The organism is Caulobacter endophyticus (assembly GCF_029543245.1).
Lineage (GTDB): Bacteria > Pseudomonadota > Alphaproteobacteria > Caulobacterales > Caulobacteraceae > Caulobacter > Caulobacter endophyticus_A.
Window position 1 is genome coordinate 38,317 of record NZ_JARQWV010000025.1, and the last position, 18,308, is coordinate 56,624.

14 protein-coding genes are annotated in these 18,308 nt (G+C 69.6%); 7 read left to right on the plus strand and 7 right to left on the minus strand.

What is annotated here, in order from left to right; genetic code table 11:
- Window positions 1-80 precede the first annotated feature (80 nt).
- The gene (locus P7A99_RS20745; protein ID WP_277795649.1) at window positions 81-761 is read right to left on the minus strand and encodes a DUF484 family protein; all 681 of its coding nucleotides are present in this window, start codon (window positions 759-761) and stop codon (window positions 81-83) included.
- A 136-nt stretch (window positions 762-897) separates the two neighbouring features.
- Here P7A99_RS20745 and P7A99_RS20750 point away from each other — a divergent pair, with 136 nt between their 5' ends.
- Entirely contained in the window at window positions 898-3,060 is a 2,163-nt protein-coding gene (locus tag P7A99_RS20750) for a primosomal protein N' (RefSeq protein ID WP_277795650.1), read from the plus strand.
- Between the two features lie 263 nt (window positions 3,061-3,323).
- On the opposite strand, the gene P7A99_RS20755 is transcribed toward P7A99_RS20750, so the two are convergent.
- Entirely contained in the window at window positions 3,324-4,892 is a 1,569-nt protein-coding gene (locus P7A99_RS20755; protein ID WP_277795651.1) for an MDR family MFS transporter, read from the minus strand.
- Window positions 4,893-5,196: 304 nt separating this feature from the next.
- Between P7A99_RS20755 and P7A99_RS20760 the strand changes: the two genes are divergently transcribed.
- Both P7A99_RS20760 and P7A99_RS20765 read left to right on the plus strand, forming a co-directional pair.
- Window positions 5,197-5,682 (plus strand): copper chaperone PCu(A)C, encoded by a 486-nt coding sequence (locus tag P7A99_RS20760; RefSeq protein WP_277795652.1) that lies wholly within the window; start codon window positions 5,197-5,199, stop codon window positions 5,680-5,682.
- A 131-nt stretch (window positions 5,683-5,813) separates the two neighbouring features.
- A complete protein-coding gene (locus P7A99_RS20765) occupies window positions 5,814-7,928 on the plus strand; it encodes a M13 family metallopeptidase (RefSeq protein WP_277795653.1) in 2,115 nt (704 codons plus the stop codon).
- A gap of 184 nt (window positions 7,929-8,112) precedes the next feature.
- Here the strand turns inward: P7A99_RS20765 and P7A99_RS20770 are convergent, their stop codons facing one another.
- Window positions 8,113-9,018: an alpha/beta fold hydrolase gene (locus tag P7A99_RS20770; RefSeq protein ID WP_277795654.1), complete on the minus strand. Its 906-nt coding sequence runs from the start codon at window positions 9,016-9,018 to the stop codon at window positions 8,113-8,115.
- 76 nt (window positions 9,019-9,094) lie between these two features.
- Here P7A99_RS20770 and P7A99_RS20775 point away from each other — a divergent pair, with 76 nt between their 5' ends.
- Window positions 9,095-9,529 (plus strand): DUF488 domain-containing protein, encoded by a 435-nt coding sequence (locus tag P7A99_RS20775; RefSeq protein ID WP_277795655.1) that lies wholly within the window; start codon window positions 9,095-9,097, stop codon window positions 9,527-9,529.
- Window positions 9,526-10,134, plus strand: coding sequence for a class I SAM-dependent methyltransferase (locus P7A99_RS20780; RefSeq protein WP_277795656.1), 609 nt, complete (start codon window positions 9,526-9,528; stop codon window positions 10,132-10,134). Before P7A99_RS20775 ends, P7A99_RS20780 begins: the two co-directional genes overlap by 4 nt.
- On the opposite strand, the gene P7A99_RS20785 is transcribed toward P7A99_RS20780, so the two are convergent.
- Window positions 10,118-10,438: a hypothetical protein gene (locus P7A99_RS20785; RefSeq protein ID WP_277795657.1), complete on the minus strand. Its 321-nt coding sequence runs from the start codon at window positions 10,436-10,438 to the stop codon at window positions 10,118-10,120. The genes P7A99_RS20780 and P7A99_RS20785 overlap by 17 nt on opposite strands.
- Window positions 10,439-10,520: 82 nt before the next feature.
- Complete coding sequence (gene lpdA / locus P7A99_RS20790; protein ID WP_277795658.1) at window positions 10,521-11,924, minus strand: dihydrolipoyl dehydrogenase; 1,404 nt, start codon at window positions 11,922-11,924, stop codon at window positions 10,521-10,523.
- Between the two features lie 372 nt (window positions 11,925-12,296).
- On the opposite strand from lpdA, the gene P7A99_RS20795 reads away from it, so the two are divergent.
- Both P7A99_RS20795 and P7A99_RS20800 read left to right on the plus strand, forming a co-directional pair.
- Window positions 12,297-13,796 carry a S10 family peptidase gene (locus P7A99_RS20795; protein WP_277795659.1) on the plus strand — a complete coding sequence of 500 codons (1,500 nt, stop codon included), beginning with the start codon at window positions 12,297-12,299 and terminating at the stop codon, window positions 13,794-13,796.
- Between the two features lie 347 nt (window positions 13,797-14,143).
- Window positions 14,144-16,546 carry a TonB-dependent receptor gene (locus P7A99_RS20800; protein WP_277795660.1) on the plus strand — a complete coding sequence of 801 codons (2,403 nt, stop codon included), beginning with the start codon at window positions 14,144-14,146 and terminating at the stop codon, window positions 16,544-16,546.
- Between the two features lie 63 nt (window positions 16,547-16,609).
- Here the strand turns inward: P7A99_RS20800 and P7A99_RS20805 are convergent, their stop codons facing one another.
- Together P7A99_RS20805 and P7A99_RS20810 are read right to left on the minus strand one after the other, a co-directional pair.
- Window positions 16,610-17,359 carry an SDR family oxidoreductase gene (locus P7A99_RS20805; RefSeq protein ID WP_277795661.1) on the minus strand — a complete coding sequence of 250 codons (750 nt, stop codon included), beginning with the start codon at window positions 17,357-17,359 and terminating at the stop codon, window positions 16,610-16,612.
- 74 nt (window positions 17,360-17,433) lie between these two features.
- A complete protein-coding gene (locus P7A99_RS20810; protein WP_277795662.1) occupies window positions 17,434-18,054 on the minus strand; it encodes a helix-turn-helix transcriptional regulator in 621 nt (206 codons plus the stop codon).
- Between the last annotated feature and the right edge of the window lie 254 nt (window positions 18,055-18,308).

Sequence of the window (18,308 nt, forward strand, 5' to 3'; positions counted from 1 at the left end):
GCTCGTCCAGCTATCAGATAGCTGAAAACGCCCCCCCTCCGGCCCTCCGGGCCACCTCCCCCACAGGGGGAGGATCTTGTTTAGGGAACCGGCCAACGTTCGGCCGTGCGCTCGACGACGCGGGCCAGGAAGGCCACCAGGTCGGAGCCCATGTCGGGGGTGAAGGCTTCGGGGTCGGTGGAGCCGAAGGCCAGGACGCCCTGGCGCGAGGGCTCCCACAGGGCCATGCGGACCAGGGCCATGCTGCGGATGGTGTCGAGCTTGTCGCCGAACAGGCCCAGCGCGGGCGCGAAGAAGCCCATGCGGGCCACGCCGTGGTCGCCCATCAGCATGTCGACCTGGCCGTCGACCAGAACATGCCAACCGGCCGGAACCCGGGCGGGGCCTTCCAGGGCCACCGTGCCGGCGGCGAGGCTGAAGCGCAGGGCGGCCATTTCGTCGACGCGACGGGCCAGATCGGAGTGGTTGCGGGCGTCGAGCAGGTCGATGACCGCGGCGTGCACCTGGGCCTGGGCCGACATGTTGGCCTCCGCGGTGGCCTCGATGGTCTTGCGCACCTGAGCTTCGCGCTCGCGGGCGGCGGCGGCGCGGGCGATGGCCACGTGGCCGAACTCGACGACATTGCCGGTGTCGAGCTTCAGGCCCAGGTCGCTCAGCAGGTCGGTGTCCTCGCGCAGCACGTCGGGCTGTTCACGAAGAAAGTCGCGGACCAGATCGGGATCGATCTGCGGCTGGACCATCGCCTGGCTGGATTCGCTCATGACCCCTCACTGTCGTGATCACCTGCACGCGTCAGGCGAGGCCGATGAAGCCCTGTTTCGGTTAACGCCGGCTTGATGACAACGCCTGCAACCCCATCTCGACGCGGCGACGTTTCCGTTGCAGAAGGCGGGTCTCATGCCGCGCATCGCCTCCGTCCTGCTGCCCATGCCGCTGCCCGAGGCCTTCGACTACGCCGAGCCGGAGGGCCTGGAGCTGGCCGTCGGCGACCACGTGTCGGTGCCCCTGGGCCCCCGCACCGTACGCGGCGTGGTCACCGCCCTGCGCGACGGGGTCGGCGGCAACCGTCGCCTCAAGCCGGTCCTGGCCCGGGTGGACGATCCGCGCCTGCCGGCCAATGTCATTACCTTCGTCGAGTGGGCGGCGCGCTACAGCGTCGACGTGCCCGGCTGGCCGCTGGCCATGGCCCTGCGCGGCCTGCGTCATCCGCCGGCCAAGCCCGAGAAGGCCGTGGCCCTGACCGGCGTCCAGCCCGCCCGCATGACGCCGGCCCGCCTGAAGGTGCTGGCCGCCGCCGAACATGGTCCGCTGAGCGCCGCCGAACTGGCCCGCCAGGCCGGGGTCTCGGCCGGGGTGGTCAAGGGGCTGGTCGACGAGGGGGCGCTGGAGCCCGTCCTGGTCGCCGCCGACGACAGCGTCGCCCAGCCCGACCTCTCCTTGCCCGCCCAGACCCTGAACCCGAGTCAAAAGGCCGCGGCCGACGAGATGGCCGACATGCTGGCGGCCGGCGGCTTCCAGGCCGCGCTGCTAGACGGCGTCACCGGCTCGGGCAAGACCGAAGTCTATCTCGAGGTCGCCGCCGCGGCGCTGGAGGCCGATCCGGCCGCCCAGGTGCTGGTGCTGCTGCCCGAGATCGCCCTGACCCAGGCCGTGATGGGCCGCTTCGAGCAGCGGTTCGGGGCCGCGCCGATAGAGTGGCACTCGGGCGTCTCGCCGCCGCGCCGCCGCCGCGCCTGGGAGGCCGTGGCCGACGGCCGGGCCCGCATCGTGGTCGGGGCCCGCTCGGCGCTGTTCCTGCCGTTCTCGAACCTCAAGCTGATCGTCGTCGACGAAGAGCACGACGGCTCGTTCAAGCAGGAAGAGGGCTTCATCTATCAGGCCCGCGACCTGGCGGTGGCGCGCGCCAAGATCGAGGGCGCGCTGGTGGTGCTGGCGTCGGCCACGCCGTCGCTGGAAAGCCTGTGGAACGCCCACCAGGGCCGCTATCGCTGGCTGCGGCTGGGCGCGCGCCACGGGACGGCGCAGCTGCCCGACGTGCACCTGATCGACATGCGGGCCACCCCGCCCGAGCCCGGCCGCTGGCTGTCGCCGACCCTGGTCAAGGCCGTGTCCCTGACCTTGCAGAAGGGCGAACAGTCCCTGCTGTTCCTCAACCGCCGGGGCTATGCGCCACTCGTTTTGTGCCGGGCCTGCGGCGAGAAGCTGAAGTCGCCCGACAGCGACAGCTGGCTGGTCGAGCACCGCTATACCGGCCGCCTGGTCTGTCACCTGACGGGCTTTTCGATGAAGAAGCCCGAGGCCTGCCCGCACTGCGGGGCCAAGGACAGCCTGGTGTCGATCGGCCCCGGCGTGGAGCGGGTGGAGGAAGAGGCCCGCTACCTGTTCCCCGACGCCCGCATCGCCGTCTTCTCTTCGGACACGGTGTTCGATCCGGCAGGCGCGCGGGCCCTGGTCGACGCGATGGCGGCCGGCGAGATCGACATTCTCGTGGCCACCCAGGCGGCGGCCAAGGGCCACAACTTCCCAAACCTGACCCTGGTGGGGGTTATCGACGCCGACCTCTCCTTGCGGGGCGGCGACCTGCGGGCCGGCGAGCGGACCTTCCAGCTGCTGGCCCAGGCGACGGGCCGGGCCGGCCGCCACGAAAAGCCCGGCCGCGCCTATCTGCAGACCTATTCGCCCGAGCACGCCGTGTTGCAGGCCCTGAAGGCCCAGGACCGCGACGCCTTCGTCGAGGCCGAGATGGCCATGCGCGAGGAAGCCGGCCTGCCGCCGTTCGGACGCCTGGCGGCCGTGATCGCCTCGGGCCCCGACGCCGAGGCGCTGGAGGCCTACGTCCAGGCCCTGGCCGCCGCGACGCCCAATGCCGAAGGGGTGGAGGTCTATGGTCCCGCCGATGCGCCGCTCGGTTTGGTGCGCGGGCGGCGGAGGAAGCGGTTCCTGGTGCGGGCGGGCCGCAATGTCGACCTGCCTGGCTTCATGGCGGCGTGGCGGGCGCGGGCCAAGGTTCCAAACTCCGTGCGGGTGACGATCGACATCGACCCGTACAGCTTTCTGTAGGTCCGGGAAGGCCCGCTCAGTCCCTGCGCGACAGCTCCCCACTCCTCCCTCGCGAAGCGGGGGAGGTGGCGCGCTGCGGATACGCAGCGTGACGGAGGGGGCGACCGCCGCTACTGAGCCCAGTCTCGGGGGGGGGGGGGGGGGGGGGGGGGGGGGTCCGGGCGGGGGGGGGGGGGCCCCCCCGCCGCTACTGAGCCCAGTCTCGCCCCCTCCACCACTTCGTGGTCCCCCTCCCCCGCAGGCGGGGGAGGAGAAATCGGGCTTCACCCCGCCACTTCTTCCTTCTCCAGCACCGGCTCCTGCGTCGGCATGCGCGAGCGCAACGGCAGGGCGGGGACGAAGAAGATCACGAGCACCCCCAGCACGATCACCGCCAGGGCCGCCTGCATCACGCCGCTCACCGCAAACGACAGGGCCTGGCCCAGGGCCGGGTCGCGATGGCCGCCGGCGACGCCGGTCTCCAGGGCCATGCCCTGCAGGGCGCCCAGATCGAGCTTGCCGCCGCCGTAATTGGCCAGCTGGGTGGTCAAGAGGGCGCCGGCCACGGCCACGCCCACCGTCGAGCCGATCTGGCGGAAGAACTGGTTGGAGCTGGTGGCAACGCCGATGTCGCGCGGGGTCACCGCGTTCTGGGAGGCCAGGTTGAACAGGCTGTGGTTGGGGCCAAGGCCGATCCCGACCACCAGCAGCAGGCCGCACAGCAGTCCAAGGCTCAGGCTCGCCAGATGGGTCATCGGCAGCACGCCGATCAGCAGCAGCACCGCCCCGCCCAGCATGAACGGCTTGTACTTGCCGGTGCGGGTGACCAGCACGCCCGAGACCGACGAGCCGACGATCATCCCGCCCATCAGCGGCAGCATGGCCAGGCCCGAGGTGGTGGCGTCGACGCCCAGGCCCAGCTGCATGTAGAGCGGCAGGAACACCGCCACCCCCATGAAGGCCATGGAAATCAGGAAGGCGGCGAGGTTGGCGGTGACGAAGGTGCGGTTGACGAACAATCGCAGCGGCAGGATCGGGTTGGAGACCCTGCTCTCGACATAGACGAACAGGGCGAGCGCCACGGCCGCCCCGGCGAACAGGCCGATGCTCTGGGGCGAGGCCCAGGCGATGTCGTGGCCGCCCAGGCTCAGCGCCAGCAGCAGCGGCACGAAGGCGGCGATCAAGAGGGCCGCGCCCAGGAAGTCGATCGAGCCCGAGCGCTGGTGCGGCAGGGCCGGCATCTTCACCAGGATCATGAACAGCGACAGCAGGCTGAGCGGCAGGTTGACGTAGAACACCCAGCGCCAGCCGGCGACCACGTGGCCGGCCAGGGTGACCGTGCCGTGGTCGGTGAAATAGCCGCCGATCAGCGGACCCAGCACGCTGGACAGGCCGAACACCGAGCCGAAGATGCCGGCGAACTTGCCCCGCTCGCGCGGCGGATAAAGGTCGGCGATGATCGCGAAGGCCGTGGTGAACAGCGCCCCGCCGCCGATCCCCTGCAGGGCGCGGAAGACGATCAGCTGCACCATGCCGTTCATGCCGGCGATCGTGCCGAACTCGCCCGACAGGCCCGACAGCCACGAGCCGACCATGAAGATCGAGATGCCGACCACCAGCACGGGCTTGCGGCCATAGATGTCGCCCAGCTTGCCCCAGATCGGCACCATGACGGTCGAGCTCAACAGGTAGGCGGTCGTCACCCAGCTATAGAGCGTCAGGCCGTGCAGTTCGGAGATGATCCGCGGCATGGCGGTGGAGACGATGGTCTGGTCCAGCGCGCTGAGCAGGAAGACGATCATCAGGCCGGCCAGGGTAGTGCGGCGTTCGGCGTCGGTGAATTGGCCGGTCATGCGATGGTCCATGCAGCGTGGACGCCTCGCCTAGCACGGTTCGCCGGATGCGGGGCAGAAGCGATGCGCGAGAGATCGAAGAGCGGTGAAGCCGTCCCTCTCCCCCTGCGGGAGAGGGTGGCCTCCCGAAGGGAGGTCGGGTGAGGGGTCTCTCAGAACTTCGCGGTCGGGGCGTTCGCCCCCTCATCCGTCGGTCTTCGACCGCCACCTTCTCCCGCAAGGGGAGAAGGCAACTTGTAGTCGCTCGCCGCCCGCGCCCAACCGGCGTAAGGCGTCTTTCCAACGCTTCGTCGAGAGTTCCCGCATGCGTCGTTTCACTCCGTTGATCGCCACCCTGGCCCTGGTTCCAGTGCTGGCCGCCGCCGCGCCGAAGACGGTGGAGGTCGACGTGCGCCAGGCCTGGGCCCGGCCGGTGGCGGCCGCGGGGATGAACAGCGCCGGCTATATGGTGCTGGCCAATCGCGGCCGCGCGCCGATCACCCTGACCGGCGCCGCCAGCCCCCTCGCCCGCGAGGTGATGGTCCACCGCACCACGGAAGCGAACGGCGTCTCGTCGATGCGGGCCATGACCCAGGGCCTGGTCATTCCGCCGGGCGGCCAGGTCGCCTTCGCCCCGGGCGGGAACCACTTCATGGTCATGGGCCTCAAGCGCCCCCTGAAGCCCGGCGAGCGCCTGCCGCTGGTCCTGACCTTCGACGGCGGCCGCAAGGTCGAGGCCCTGCTGGCCGTCCGCACGGGCCCGCCGCAACCGGCGGCTGCGGTCGCGCCCGTTCCGCCACACCGGCACTGACCCAAGGTGGCGCTTTGATGACCCTCCAGCGGTCATCGCCCCGCCCTGTGGAAACATGACAGAATTTTAAGGCAGGAAATTCCGTTGTCCGGCGCAGATTGCCGCGGGTTTTCCAACGGATCTGCCTTTCGATGAAAAAAGCTTGGTTCGGCGCCGCCGCGGCGGTCGCCCTCTCGATCTCGGCCTACGGCGCCCAGGCGCATGAGGAACACGCCTGCGTCGACGACGCCTGCACCGTGCAGTCGCTGTTCGTCCAGGGCGCCGAAGGCGGCGGCACGGCCGTCTCGCTGGAGTCGCCGCGCTACGGCGCCTGGGGCTTCGACCTCACGGGCATGAACACCTCGGTCAAGCCGGGCGACGACTTCTACAAGTACGCCAACGGCAAGTGGGACGAGACCACCCAGATCCCGTCGGACCGCACCCGCTACGGCAACTTCGACAAGCTCTCGGAGCTGTCGGAAGCCCGCACCCGCGCCATCATCGAGGGCGCCGCCGCCGGCAAGACCACCGACGCCGACAGCGTCAAGGTCGGCGCGGCCTACAAGGCCTTCATGGACGAGGCCCACATCGAGAAGCTGGACGCAGCCCCGATCGCCGCCGAGCTGAAGCAGGTCCAGGCGATCAAGACCAAGGACGAGTTCACCGCCCTGATGGGCAAGAGCCCGACCACGGCCTTCGCCTCGATCCTCAGCCTCTATGTCTCGACCGACGCCAAGAACCCGACCCGCTACGCGGTCTATGCCGGCGCCGGCGGCATCTCGCTGCCCGACCGCGACTACTATCTCGACGCCAAGTTCGCCGACAAGAAGGCCGCCTACGAGCTGTATGTCGCCAAGATGCTGGGCTTCGTCGGCTGGGCCAACCCGGCCGAGAGCGCCAAGGCCGTGGTCGCCTTCGAGACCCAACTGGCCGAAGCCAGCTGGACCCGCGTCGAGCGCCGCAACCGCGACAAGACCTACAATCCCAAGACCTGGGCCGAACTGCAGGCCCTGACCCCGGGCTATGACTGGAACCGCTATCTGGTCGGCACCGAGCTGCCCAAGCTCGACCGCGTGGTGGTGACCACCGACACGGCCTTCCCGAAGTTCGCCAAGATCTATGGCGACACCTCGCTCGACACCCTCAAGGCCTGGCAGGCCTTCAAGGTCGTCGACGGCGCGGCCCCCATGCTGTCCAAGCGCTTCGCCGACGCCAGCTTCGAGTTCCGCGGCAAGACCCTGTCGGGCCAGCCCGAGCAGCGCCCGCGCTGGAAGCGCGGCGTCGCCCAGGTCAACGGCATGCTCGGCGAGAGCGTCGGCAAGGTCTATGTGGCCGAGTACTTCCCGCCGGATTCCAAGGCCAAGATGGTCGACCTGGTGGCCAACCTGCGCACCGCGCTGAAGGCCCGTATCGAGACCCTCGACTGGATGGGTCCGGAGACCAAGGACAAGGCCCTCGACAAGCTGGCCAAGTTCACCGTCAAGATCGGCTATCCCGACAAGTGGCGCGACTACTCCAAGCTGGAAATCCGCGCCGACGACGCCTACGGCAACGCCCTGCGGGCCGGCGCCTTCGAATGGCGCCATGACGTCGAGCGCCTGAACCAGCCGGTCGACAAGAGCGAGTGGGGCATGACCCCGCAGACGGTCAACGCCTACTACAACTCGGTCAACAACGAGATCGTGTTCCCGGCCGCCATCCTGCAGGCGCCGTTCTTCCATCCGGACGCCGACCCGGCCGTCAACTACGGCGGCATCGGCGGCGTGATCGGCCACGAGATCGGCCACGGCTTCGACGACCAGGGCCGCAAGTCCGACGGCGACGGCGTGCTGCGCGACTGGTGGACCGCCGAAGACGCCGCCCGCTTCGAGGCCCAGGCCGACAAGCTGGGCAAGCAGTACTCGGCCTTCGAGCCGTTCCCGGGCGTGCACGTCAACGGCAAGCTGACCATGGGCGAGAACATCGGCGACATGGGCGGCCTGTCCTTCGGCCTCGACGCCTACCACGCCTCGCTGAAGGGCAAGCCGGCCCCGGTGCTGGACGGCTTCACCGGCGACCAGCGCGTCTATCTCGGCTGGGCCCAGGTGTGGCGTCAGAAGAGCCGTGACGACGCGCTCAAGCAGCAGATCGCCGCCGACCCGCACTCGCCGGCCTACTACCGCGTCAACGGCACGATCCGGAACCAGCCGGGCTGGTACAAGGCCTACGACGTCCAGCCGGGCGACAAGCTCTACATCGCGCCGGAAGATCGCGTGAAGATCTGGTGATCCTTGATCCCTCTCCCCTTGCGGGAGAGGGTGGTCCCCGCGAAGGCGGGGATCGGGTGAGGGGTCTCCCGAACGCAAGACGCCGCGACGGCCGATCAGCCGTCGCGGCGTTTTTCGTCTGTGGGACCCCTCATCCGTCATCCTGCGGATGACACCTTCTCCCGCAAGGGGAGAAGGGCGCACCTCACGTCGCCGCGTCGAGGATGGCCTCGCGCACCAGGTCGGGGCGCTCCATCGGCAGGAAGTGGCTGGTTCCCGCCACGGTCTCGATCCGCACGGCCTTGCCGCGGCGGGCGAAGGCGGCGCCGTCGCCGATGCGGCAGGTCGAGCCGGTCTCGGCCGCCAGGATCCGCACCGGACCCCGGAACTGGCTGACCGCCCGCCACGGATCGTGGCCCTGGGCGGCGTAGTTGGAGGCCTCCCAGGCCGGCGAGCAGGCCAGCTCGACCTTGCCGTCGGGGCGATCCCTGAAGCCGCCGCCGACATAGTCGGCCAGCATGGTCTCGGGCCAGGTCTTGAAGGCGCCGCGGCCGCGATAGGCGGCGAAGGCGGCCTCGCGGCTGTCGAACACTTCGCGCCGGCGGCCGGCGGCCTGGGCGATCGGCATGCGCTTCCACAGCCGCCCCGATGTCCACGGCGCCTTGGCGTACAGCGCCACCAGGCGAGGCATGATCACCGGGTCGAGCAGGACCAGGCTCGAGACCTTGCCCGGGGCCTGGGCGGCGGTCAGCAGGCTGACCGTGGCCCCCATCGAGTGTCCGGCCAGCACCACCGGGGCCTGGTCCAGCGCCTGAAGCAGGGCCAGCAGGTCGTCGCGCAGGTCGAGCCACGAGCGGCGACCGTCGGGATCGGCGGCCAGGCGGCTGTCGCCGTGGCCGCGCTGGTCGACCGCCAGCACCCGCAGGCCGGCTGACAGCGGAGCCAGCAGGGCGCGGTAGGTCTGGGCGTTGAAGCCGTTGGCGTGAACGAAGACGACGTCGACGGCGCGGCCGGCCGGGCCGAAGTCCAGCGCCGCCATCTCGCCGCCGCCGGCCGGGCTGTCGATGGCGATGAAACGCCGCTTGGGTTCGCGGAAGACGGCGGCGTCCATAAGCCCGTGGTTCCTTCTTCGTCGACTTGGGCCTTAAGGTAGGCGCCGATAGCGCCGCCGTCCAATGGAGCCGACGATGAATCCGCTCGCCACCATCGGCTACGAGACCGACACGCAAGGCGGGATGATCGATCGCCTCAAGGCGGCGGGGGTGGAACTGGTGGTCGACGTGCGGGCCGTGGCCTCGTCGCGCAAGGCCGGTTTCTCCAAGACGCTGCTGGGAAACAGCCTTCAGGAGCGGGGCATCGGCTACCTGCACCTGCGGCCGCTGGGCACGCCCAAGGCCGGCCGCGACGCCGCCCGCGCCGGGCGCACCGACGAGATGCGGGCGATCTTCGCCGACCACCTGCAGGAGCCGGACGCCCAGCTGGCCCTGGCCCAGGCCACGGAACTCGCCCGCGACAAGCGGATCGCCCTGCTCTGCTACGAGGACGATCCGGCCTGCTGCCACCGCCGCATCCTCGCCGACCACATCCGCCAGGCGCTGAAGTGCGAGGTCGTGGACCTGTGAACGCGGCTGTGCTTGCCGGCTACGAGGCCGACGGGGCCGACCTCGTCGACCGTTTCGAAGCCATCGACTCCGCCGGGCTCTACGCGCCGGTGGCCGATTTCATGTCCGCCGCGCCGGCCAGGATCGCCGACATCGGGGCCGGCACGGGCCGGGACGCCGCCTGGCTGGCGGGCCTGGGCCACGCCGTGGTCGCGGTCGAGCCGGCCGCCAGCCTGCGCGAGGCCGGGCGGGCGCTGCGGCCGGGGCTGGAATGGATCGACGACCGGCTGCCGGAGCTTTCCCGCCTGCGGGGGCGGGTGTTCGACCGGGTGCTGCTGAGCGGCGTCTGGCAGCATCTGGACGATCCTGGCCGGTCGGTGGCCATGCCGGCGCTGGCGGGCCTGCTGGCGGAGGGCGGGGTGCTGGTGATGTCGCTGCGCCATGGCCCCGGCGCGCTGTCCCGGCCGGTCTGGCCGGTGGACGTCGAGGCCACGATCGCCCTGGCCGAGGCGGCGGGGCTGCGGCTCGTCCACCGCGTCGCGGCGGCCTCGGTGCAGAGCGGCAACCAGGCGGCCGGCGTCACCTGGACGTGGCTGTGCCTGGCGAAGGTCAGCGCGCCCGGCTGACCGCCATGGGCGCGTCCACCGGGCAGCCGTCGATGCTGCGCATGACGGCGTAGCGCAGGCCCGACTTGGGCTCCTTGGCCAGGGGATGGGCGTGACCGCCCTTTTTCGCCTCGTCGGCGGGCGTGACCTTGGCCAGCGGGCAGTTCTTCCTGGCCGGACGGATGATGCGTCCGTCCTCGATGCGGGCGGGCGGCGGCGGGGCGTCGGCCAGCAGCGCGGGGCCCGGCGCCTCCGGCAGAACATGGACGCGGTCGGCCGGAGCGGCCTGCACGGCGGCGGCGAGCAGGAGAGCGGACAAAAGCATGGCGGGGCTCCGTTGCCGAAACCCCGCCACCTTACGTCCGATGGAACGGACGCGCTTCTTAATTAGTGGACAGACGCGGGCCTTAGGCCTGCATCGTCCAGCCTTCGACGCCCATGGCCGCCTGACGGAGAGCTTCCGAGCGGGTGGGGTGCGGGTGGCAGGTGCGGGCGACGTCTTCCGACGAGCCGCCGAACTCCATGGCCACGCAGATCTCGGCGATCATGTCGCCGACGTTCGGACCCACGGCGTGGGCGCCCAGGATGCGGTCGGTCTTGGCGTCGGCCAGCACCTTCACGAAGCCGTCGGTCTCGTGGTTGATCTTGGCGCGGCTGTTGGCCAGGAACGGGAACTTGCCGACCTTGTAGGCGACGCCCGCGGCCTTCAGCTCGTCTTCCGTCTTACCGACGGTGGCGACTTCCGGCTTGGTGTAGATGACGCCCGGGATGATGTCGTAGTTCACGTGGCCCGCCTTGCCCGCGATCAGCTCGATGCAGGCCACGGCCTCGTCCTCGGCCTTGTGGGCCAGCATGGGCCCCGAGGTCACGTCCCCAATGACCCAAATGCCGTCGACGCCGGTCTTGTAGTGGTCGTTGGCGATGATCCCGCGCTTGTCTGGCGTGATGCCCACGGTTTCCAGGCCCAGGCCTTGGGTGAACGGGCGACGGCCGATGGCCACCAGCACGTAGTCGGCCTGCAGGGTCTCGGCCGGACCGCCGGCGACCGGCTCCAGCGTCAGTTCGGCCTGCTTGCCCTTGTCGGCGGCGCCGGTGACCTTGGCGCCCAGCTTGAACTTGAAGCCCTGCTTGGTGAGGATCTTCTGGAAGGCGGTGGCCACTTCGGTGTCGGTGCCCGGGACGATGCGGTCCAGGTACTCGACGACGGTGACTTCAGCGCCCAGGCGGCGCCACACCGAACCCAGCTCCAGGCCGATGACGCCGGCGCCGACGACGATCAGGCTCTTCGGAACCGACGGCAGCGACAGAGCGCCGGTGGAGTCGACGATGCGGCTGGCGTTGTCGATGGTCACGCCCGGCAGCGGGGTCGGTTCCGAACCCGTGGCGATGACGATGTTCTTGGTCTCGAGGACGCGTTCGCTGCCGTCTTCGGCCTTCACGACGACCTTGCCGGGTCCGTCGATGCGGCCCCAGCCCTTCACGTACTCGACCTTGTTCTTCTTCATGATGAACTCGACGCCCTTGGTCAGGGCTTCGACGCTCTCGGCCTTCTGGGCCATCATCTGGTCGAGGTTCAGCTTCGGCTTCACTTCGATGCCGAGCTTGGCGAACTCGCCGCCGGCGGCGGCTTCATAATATTCCGAGGCGTGCAGCAGGGCCTTCGACGGCATGCAGCCGACGTTCAGGCAGGTGCCGCCCAGCTTGCCGCGACCTTCGACAATGGCCGTCTTCAGGCCCAGCTGGCCGGCGCGGGTCGCCGCGTTGTAGCCGCCGGGGCCGCCCCCGATGATGACGACGTCGTATTGGGCCATGGGATCTTCGCCTTGCAGCAACGCGCCAGGAACGGCGCCGGACAGAAATATGGTGTCGGCAAGACGCTTTGGCAGGCCTTGCCGAGGCGGGGCTACTCCTAGTGCGGCGGGGGACAAAACGGAACCCGTTTTTCGCCCTTATGCGCGCTCCGGAAAGGGAAATTCGGCCGCGCCGCCCGCGTCTTGAACAAGCGGGCCCTGCCCGGCCCATGGGCACGTTCTTGCCGCCCGCCCACTTTTCCGCGTCGTCCTTGCCGACAGCTTGGCCATGCTCTAGCCATTTCGCCCATCACCGGAGCCCGCCACGCCGCGGGCGCTCCAAATTCAGGACGGCAAGGCGCCCAGCCGGCAGGCGGGCGTTCGGGAGGCGACATGCTCAGCACTTGGAAGTCGTGGACCGCGGGGGCGGCCCTCGCGATCGGCATGATGGCCGGCGGAAACGTCATGGCCCAGGACGCCAAGCCCGCACCGGAAAAGGCCCCGGCCGCGGAACTGCCCGCCTTCCCGGCCGACAAGTCGGTCAAGCAGACCATGGTCCTGGCCGGCAAGACCCTGACCTACACCGCCACCGTCGGCTCGCTGCCGGTGCGCGACGAGAAGGGCAAGAAGATCGCCGAGGTGGTGTTCACCGCCTACACGCTGGACGGCGCCGCCCGCGATCCCAACCGCCCCGTGACCTTCGCCTTCAACGGCGGCCCGGGCGCGGCCTCGGTCTATCTGAACTTTGCGCTCGGTCCCAAGCGCGTGCAGTTCGGCGCCGAGGGCGACAGCCCGTCGGCCCCGACGCGCCTTCAGGACAACCCCGCCAGCTGGATGGACTTCACCGATCTGGTGTTCATCGACGCCGTCGGCACCGGCTTCTCGCGCAGCCTGACCACGCCCGAAGAGACCAAGAAGCGCTTCTACGGCGTCAAGCAGGACATCGACTACCTGTCGCGCACCGTCTTCGACTGGCTGGTCAAGAACGAGCGCCTGCAATCGCCCAAGTACATCGTCGGCGAAAGCTACGGCGGCTTCCGCGGCCCGCGCCTGACCTACACCCTGCAGACCGACTACGGCGTCGGGATCAACGGCCTGGTTCTCGTGTCGCCGCTGCTGTCGAGCGCCGGCCGCACCGCCCAGGAGATCTCGCCCCTGCCGGCCATGTGGACCCTGCCGTCGATCGCCGCCGCCAAGCTCGAGCGCGACGGCAAGCTGACCCCGGCCGCCATCAAGGAGGTCGAGGACTACACCCGCGGCGAATACATGGTCGACCTGATGAAGGGTTCGGACCCGGCGGCCCTCGATCGCCTGACCACCAAGGTCTCGGCCATGACCGGCCTTGATCCGACCTATGTGCGTCGCGCCGGCGGCCGGCTGGAGACCCAGTCGTTCCTGCGCGAGGTGTTCCGTCAGACCGGACGCCTGGGCAGCCGCTACGACAGCAACGTCACCTCGCTGGATCCCTTCCCGTTCGCCCCCGAGCAGGAGATCAACGATCCGATCCTCGACTCGATCATCGCCCCGACCACCAGCGCCATCGTCGACTTCACCACCCGCACCGTCGGCTGGAAGGTCGAGGGTCGCTACGACGCCCTGTCGGGCGAGGTGAACCAGGCCTGGGATCGCGGCCGCGGCCCCGACACCGAGTCGGTCACCGACCTGCGCAAGTCGGTCTCGGTCGATCCCAAGCTGAAGGTGCTGATCGTCCACGGCTACAACGACCTGTCGTGCCCGTTCTTCGCCTCGCGCCTGGTGGTCGACGCCATGCCGGCCACGGCCAACGGCCGCGTGACCCTGGCCAACTATCCCGGCGGCCACATGTTCTACAGCCGCCCCGACAGCGGGGCGGCCTTCCGCGCCGACGTCAAGAAGCTCTACGGCGCCAACTGACGGGCCCTGCGTGGTCCTCGCCCTTCGACAAGCTCAGGGTGAGGACCAAGGCTGAAGCTTCGCAGTAGAAAACCTCATCCTGCCTGTCGAAGCATGTCCTTGGGCGGGCCGCACTAGCGCCCCGACCCGAGGGGACGAGGTTTTCGCTGAGCACCGACCAAACCCAGAGGCCGTCCCGGGAGACCGGGGCGGCCTTTCGCATGTCCGCTCTCAGGGCGCCCGCCACGCGCGCCCCAGAAAAACTGGCCGGTCGCGGAGCCATTCTCCATTTCACCGATAGGAATAGGTAGATATCACGCCAACACAAATCGCCGAATGGCGTTATCTCGAATTCGAGGGGGCACTACGTGACGATCGGACTTTCGGCCCAGCGGCTCGGCCGCGCCGCCCTGCTGGGCGCGCTTCTTTCCACCACCGCGGGCCTGGCCCTGGCCGCCGAGGCCGACGTCGCGCCGGTCGCGACCGCCCCGGCGGATCCGGCCGCCCCCGCCGCCAACGACGACGCCAGCCTGGTCGGACAGGTCTTCGTCACCGCCCGCCGCCGCGAGGAAAGCGCCCAGGAAGTGCCGATCGCTCTGACGGTGACCTCGGCCGAGACCCTGACCCAGACCGGCGTCAACAGCATCGTCGCCCTGACCCAGCTGGTCCCGACGCTGCAGGTGCTGTCGCCCAACCCGCGCAACACCGCCCTGACCATCCGGGGCCTGGGCGCCAGCTACGGCCTGGCCAATGACGGCCTTGAGCAGGGCGTCGGCATCTATGTGGACCAGGTCTACAATTCGCGCCCAGGCGCGGCGACGCTCGACTTCATCGACATCCAGCAGATCGAGGTGCTGCGCGGCCCGCAGGGCACGCTGTTTGGCAAGAACACCACCGCCGGCGCGCTGAACATCACCACCCGCGACGCGACGCAGGAGTTCGAGGCCGACCTGGAAGCCAGCTACGGCAGCCTCAACTTCCGCCAGTTCAAGGCCACGGCCGCAGGCCCGATCATCAAGGACAAGCTGGCCGCCCGCCTGTCGTTCGTGGGCACCTGGCGCGACGGCGACCTCTACAATCCCAAGAGCAACAGCTACCAGAACGCCCGCTCAAGCACGGGTTACCGCGGCCAGCTGAAGTTCACCCCGAACGAGCAGCTGACGGTCAGGCTCTACGGCGACTACGCCGTCCAGCAGCCCGAGTGCTGCACCCAGGTCTATGTCACGGTCGGCACGACCCTGAAGCCCGCCGCTCAGCAGTACGCGGCCCTGGCCGCCGGCAAGAACTACACCGTCGCCAGCAAGAACCCCTACGACCGCATCTCCGACATCGACGACCCGATCCAGGCCGACCAGTGGGTCAACGGCCTGTCGGCGGTCGCCGACTACGACTTCGGCCCGGTCACCCTGACCTCGGTCACCGCCCACCGCGAGTGGGACTGGGAACCGCGCAACGACCGCGACTACACCGCGCTGGACGTCACCCGCCGCTCCAACAACCCCTCGCACCAGAAGCAGTTCAGCCAGGAATTCCGCCTGTCCAACAACGGCGGCGGCCCGATCGACTGGACGGCCGGCCTCTATTACTTCGACCAGAACGTCACGACCCACGGCGTCACCGAGTACGGCTCGGACGCGTCGTACTGGCTGCTGCCCGCCACCAACACCCCGGCCTCGCTGCTCGAGGGCTACACGGTGTTCAACGACAGTACGATCGACACCACCAGCTACGCCGCCTTCGGCCAGTTGACCTGGAAGGTCAATGATCGCCTGAGCGTCACGCCCGGCGTGCGCTACACCCAGGAAAAGAAGGACGGGACCTACGTCCAGACCACGACGGGCGGCTCGGTGACCACCGACACCACCCTGATCAACCGTCGCCTGGGCATCGCCCGACCGCAGAACTTCACCGCCAAGACCGACGACGGCGCCTGGTCGGGCCAGATCGCCGTGGTCTATGCGCTGACCAAGGACGTCAACGCCTACGCCACTGTCTCAAGCGGCAACAAGTCGGGCGGCATCAACATGACGGCCCTGCCGCTGACCAGCGCCGGCACGCCGTCGCTGGCCGCCGCGGTGATCCGTCCCGAAAAGGTCACCACCGTCGACGTCGGCCTCAAGACCCAGTGGTTCGACCGTCTGGTCACCGCCAACGTCGCCGCCTTCGCCACCGACGTGAAGGACTTCCAGGCCAACGTCGTCGACAGCGGCCCCGGCGCCCTGCGCGGCTACCTGGCCAATGTGGAGAAGGTGGAAGTGCGCGGCGTCGAGCTGGACGCCTCGACCCGCTCGATCGGCGGCTTCAAGTTCTACGGCAACCTGGCCTACACCGACGGCAAGTACGCCAGCTTCAAGAACGGCCCCTGCCCGCTGGAGAAGATCGGCACCTCCACCGCCGCCTGCGACCTGTCGGGCAAGGAACTGCCGGGCCTGTCGAAGTGGGCCGGTTCGGCCGGCGCCGAGTACCGCACCAAGACGAGCCTCGGCCGCCTGACCGGCGAGGCCTATGCCGGCGTCGACGCCAGCTTCCGCTCGGCCTACTACGCCGACAGCTCGGACTCGCAGTACACGCGCATCAAGGCCTACGAGATCGTCAACCTGCGCGCCGGCTTCCAGTCGGAAGCGGGCTGGGAGGCCTTCGTGTCGGTGCGCAACGCCTTCGACGCCGAGTACCTGCAGAACATCACCGTGGTCTCGGGCAATTCGGGCCTCGTGGTCGGCACCCCGGGCGACGCCCGCGCGGTCGCCTTCACCCTGCGCGCCAGCTACTAGGCGCCAGGCTCGAAGCGAAGATCGGGGGCGGCCTCTCGCGGGGCCGCCCCATTTCTTTGGCGCCTACTTCACCGCCGCGTTGCCGCCGTCGGCATAGAGGGCCGAGCCGGCGACGAAGCTGGCCATGGGGCTCGCCAGGAACAGGGCGGCGCTGGCGATCTCGTCGGGATCGGCGATGCGCTTGAGGGCATGCAGGCCCGCGGCCCATTCCTTCTGCGCCGCGTCGCCGCCCATCGGCGTGTCGGTTCCGCCGGGCAGCAGGGCGTTGGCGCGGATCCCCCGCGCGGCGTAGTCGGCGGTCAGCCCCTTCACTAGCCCCATCAGCCCGGCCTTGGAGGCGCCGTAGGCGGCCATGCCGGGGATGCCGACGCTGGTGCCCACGAAGGTCGAGACGAAGACGAGGCTGCCGCCGCCGCGCGCCAGCATGACGGGAACCTGGGCGCGCGCGCCGAGGAAGGCCGAGGTCAGGTTGGCGGCCAGCACGGCGTTCCAGTCGTCGAGCGCGATGTCGGCGAGCGGGGCATAGGGGCCCACGGCGCCGGCGTTGTTTATGGCGATGTCCAGCCCGCCGAACCGCTCGACGGCGGCGGCGACCAGAGCCTCATGGGTGGCGGGGTCGACGACGTCGCCCGTGACCGCATGCACCTGCCCGCCGTGACTGCGGATCTCCTCGGCGACGACCTCCAGGGCGTGGCCGCCCCGGGCGTTGATCACCACCGCCGCCCCCTCGGCGGCCAGCCGCAGGGCGGTGGCCCGGCCGATCCCCGACGACGCGCCGGTGACGATCGCGACCTTGCTGTTCAACATCGACATGCTTGCCTCCTGATTGGGAGGCCAAGGTCTAGGAGCCGGCGGCCGGACGCGGCCACCCGGATCCTGCTGTCGGCTCAGGCGTAGGCCGGATCGGCCGAGGCGGCCGCGCCGCGCAGGTTCTGGCGGCGCCAGGCGTTGGGGCTGATGTCGAAGGCGCGGCGGAAGCGGTTCGACAGATGGGCCTGGTCAGAAAAGCCGCAGGCAATGGCGATGCGGCCCAGCGGCTCGGCCGAGTCCAGCATCATGGCCCGGGCCTGCTCCAGGCGCAGATTGAGGATGTGGTCGCGCGGGGCCATGCCGTAGCTGGCGGCGAAGGCGCGCGAGAAGTGGCTGACGCTGAGCTTGGCGATCGCCGCTAGGTCGGTCACCCGCACCGAACCGTCGAGATTGGCCGAGAGGTGGGCGTCGATGCGGCGCATCTGCCAGGGGGCCAGCCCCCCGCGGTCCAGCTCGCCTGGGGCGGCGGCTTCCAAGAGGCGCAGGCCCTCGCGCTGGACCAGGGCCATGGCTTCCTGGATCCGGCGCTCGGCTTCGCCGCGATCCTCGCGGGCAGTGCGCTGGGCGTCTCGCAGCAGGTCGGCGATGCGCTTGGGCAGGGCGCTGGCCTGGATGTCTTCGGGCTCGCGGGGGGCGAAGCTGCGCGAGGTTTCACCGATCTGGGCGGCGCGGGCGGTCATCGTCTGGGTGGCGAACATGGTCTGAAATCTCCCCTGGCGGGCCCGGCGGCCGCGGCGTCGAAGGAGAGAATGACGGGGCTCGAACAATCGCGAAATGGAAATGATGGAAAGCTATCTTTTCCGATTTTGATCTATGTCAAGAATTTCGGTCGCTTCTGAACGAGTTTCCCCGCGAAGGCGGGAAAGAACGGATCGAGGGGAGGCCCTCGATACGGGCTAGACGGTTTGCGCCGCGCGATCACGGCGGGATTGTCCGAACCCAGGCCTGGGCG